Source organism: Caldisericia bacterium (genome assembly GCA_021158845.1).
Classification (GTDB): domain Bacteria; phylum Caldisericota; class Caldisericia; order B22-G15; family B22-G15; genus B22-G15.
The window spans coordinates 1-3,055 of record JAGGSY010000137.1 but is presented as its reverse complement, the minus strand read 5'-3'; the positions used below and the strand labels follow the sequence as shown (position 1 = coordinate 3,055).

At 37.5% G+C, this 3,055-nt stretch carries 3 protein-coding genes; all 3 read left to right on the top strand.

Annotated elements, in window-relative coordinates; translation table 11 throughout:
• On the top strand, window positions 1-200 hold a 200-nt coding region (locus J7J33_04970), incomplete at its 5' end, for a hypothetical protein (protein ID MCD6168639.1).
• 64 nt (window positions 201-264) lie between these two features.
• The gene (locus tag J7J33_04965; protein ID MCD6168638.1) at window positions 265-1,614 is read left to right on the top strand and encodes an 8-oxoguanine deaminase; all 1,350 of its coding nucleotides are present in this window, start codon (window positions 265-267) and stop codon (window positions 1,612-1,614) included.
• 108 nt (window positions 1,615-1,722) lie between these two features.
• Window positions 1,723-3,055 (top strand): hypothetical protein (locus J7J33_04960; GenBank protein ID MCD6168637.1); only part of this gene is annotated, 1,333 nt, incomplete at its 3' end.

Below are 3,055 nucleotides of genomic sequence, written 5' to 3'. Positions count from 1 at the left end.
TTTTTGTGAAAATTTTTTTCTCCTCCCCTATCATGGGTATCTTTACCTTGAGTTCTTTTAGGTTTCTGCCATTTTCCAAAACCATATCTTTTATATTTTCTTTAATGTTTTCTCCAATTGTATACTACATTGCTCTCACAGTTTTAAGAGTGGAGGAAAGGAATGTATTATTAAAAAAGCTCATGAGATACAAACTTTAATTTATATCACTGTTTTGGTGTTATAATTCAACTGATAAATGTTTTCTTTTAATAGAGGTGATGGATGAAAATACTTTTTTCTGATGTAACATTGATTGGAACGATGGATGAGGAGGGGAGAGAGATAGAGAATGGGTATGTATTAGTTGATGGGAATAAAATTGATTATGTTGGAAGTGAGAAACCAGAGGGGAAATTTGACAGGGTTATAGATGGAAGGGGAAAACTCATGCTTCCTGGCTTTGTAAACACGCACCATCACTTCTACCAGTCCCTCTTCAGGAATATAAAAGGGGTAAACGACCTTCCTCTATTTCCATGGCTTACAACCCTTTATGAGATGTGGAAAAACATTGATGAGGAGGCAGTCCATATATCAACCATTGTTTCAATCCTTGAGATGATGAAGAGTGGAGTTACAACAACAACTGATCACCTCTACCTTGTTCCAGAGAACAACAACTTTATATTTGATGCCCAGATTGAGGGTGGGATAATGACGAAGATTAGATTCCACCCAACAAGGGGGAGTATGTCCTTATCAAAAAAGGATGGAGGTCTTCCTCCAGACTCTGTTGTTCAGACTGAAGAGGAGATTTTAACCCATTCTGAGGAACTCATTGACAAATATCATGATCCAGAGAAATACTCAATGCTTAGAATTGCTCTTGCCCCATGTTCACCCTTCTCAGTAACTCCAGAACTTATGAAAGAGAGTGTAAAGCTTGCCGAGAAGAAGAATGTTCTCCTTCACACCCATCTTGCAGAAACCCTTGATGAGGAGAGATTTTGTCTTGAGAAGTTTGGAAAAAGACCAGTGGATTACATGGAGGAGTTGGGATGGTTGAATGAGAGAGTTTGGTTTGCTCACCTTGTTCATCTATCTGATGAGGATATAGAGAAACTTGGAAAAAATGACGTTGGAATGGCACATTGCCCAACTTCAAATATGAAACTTGGTTCTGGTATTGCTCCAGTTAGTAAGATGAAGGAAAAAATTAGAATTGGTCTTGCAGTGGATGGAAGTTCAAGCAATGATACAGGGAATTTCCTTCTTGAAATAAGGAATGCACTTCTCCTTCAGAGGGTTAGGTTTGGTGCAGATGCATTAACCACAAGAGAGGTTTTGAAGATGGCAACCATGGGTGGTGCAAGAGTCTTGAGGATGGATGACTACATTGGAAGTATTGAGGTGGGGAAAGCAGCGGATTTAATAATGTTTGATTTGAATAGACTTGAGTTTGCTGGAGGACTACACGATTTATTGAGTGTCCCAGTTATACTTGATGCAAAGAAGGTGGATTTCTCCATGATAAATGGCGAGATAGTGATTGAGGATGGGGAATTCACGATTTTGGATGAAAAAACATACATAGAGAAACAGAATAAAATTTTAAAGAAACTCATCCCTTAACTTTATAAATAAATTGTTAAAAAACTATGCAGCTTCAGTGCCTGGCATTGCATTTTTCTGCAACAAAAAGTGCCTGGCACCCAGCGTTGCAAGATGGAAGGAGGGAAGATGAGAAAAGTTTTTCTCTTTATCTTAATTTTATCTTTAATCCTTGGTTTTGGTGTTTTAAAGTTAGAGAAGGTTTCATTGGCAGATTCTCCAGCAGGTGAGATGCTTGGGGATTGGGAGTCAATGAATGAATCCCTCTATGCTCTTGATGTTCCAGTGGTTAAAATATTTAATGGAGGTCTCATCTTATCTGTTTTTAAGGATTCCCTTGAGAGATCAACAGATGGTGGAATTACCTGGTCAAAGGTAGGAGAGGGTGTTGTTGAAGGAGATTTGGTGAAAATCTTGGAAAAGGATGACTCCATCTTTGTGTTTACAAAGATAGGAGTTTTCAAGTCCACTGATAGAGGTGCCACATGGATTAAAATCTGGGAAGTTAAAGATGATTCAGTTTCCTTTGCAAAAAGGGTAAACAACTCCTTCTATATCGGAACAGAGAAGGGAAATTTATTAAAGACAGAGAACTTCAAAGAATTTGAGACTGTTTTAAGTGTCCCTTCCATGATAACAGATGTGGCATCCTTTAATGATACTCTATTTGTTGGAACAATTGGTGGACTTTTCAAATTTGAGGAAGGAGAGGTTGAGGAAATAGAGGAGTTTAAAGGGAGGAGTGTAACTGGTATTATTAAAAGAGAGGAAGATTTTGTGGTTGTAAGCAATGATAACAGAGTGCTTATTGGTGATGAATACACCTCTGAAGGATTTATAGATGTAACAAAAAATGGAGAGACATTCGTAACGGTTAATAAGAAGCTTTTAACTTCATACAACGGTGTAGTTTCATTTGATAATGGAATCTTTGTATTCTCAGATGATACATTGCTATTCTCTGAGAATGGAAAAGAATGGGAGGAGTATTGCACAGGTCTTCCAACAATTTACTCAATAAGTATTGATCCAGATGATAGTAATCACATACTTCTTGGTACAGAACTTGGTGTATATGAGTCAATGGATATGGGGAGGAATTTCTATCAATTGACAGGTGGATTTGAAGGTTTGGATGTGATCTGCGCCTTATTCCTGAAGGATAAAATCTACTTTGGGACAGATGGTGGTGTCCTTTTATCAAAAAATGATGGTGTCTCATGGGAAAGAATAGGACTCAATGAAAGAAACATTCATATTCTTATAAATTTTAATGGGAAAGTTTATGCAGGAACAGATGAGGGACTTTTTGTTTTTGATGGTGATACATGGAAAGATGCAGGAGTTAGTGGTGTAGTTCATACACTATCTAAAGGAAGCGATTTCATTGTTGTTGGAACAGATAAAGGAGTTTATATAGTTGATGAGGAGGTTAAAAAGGTAGGGAGTAATATTGGTGGAG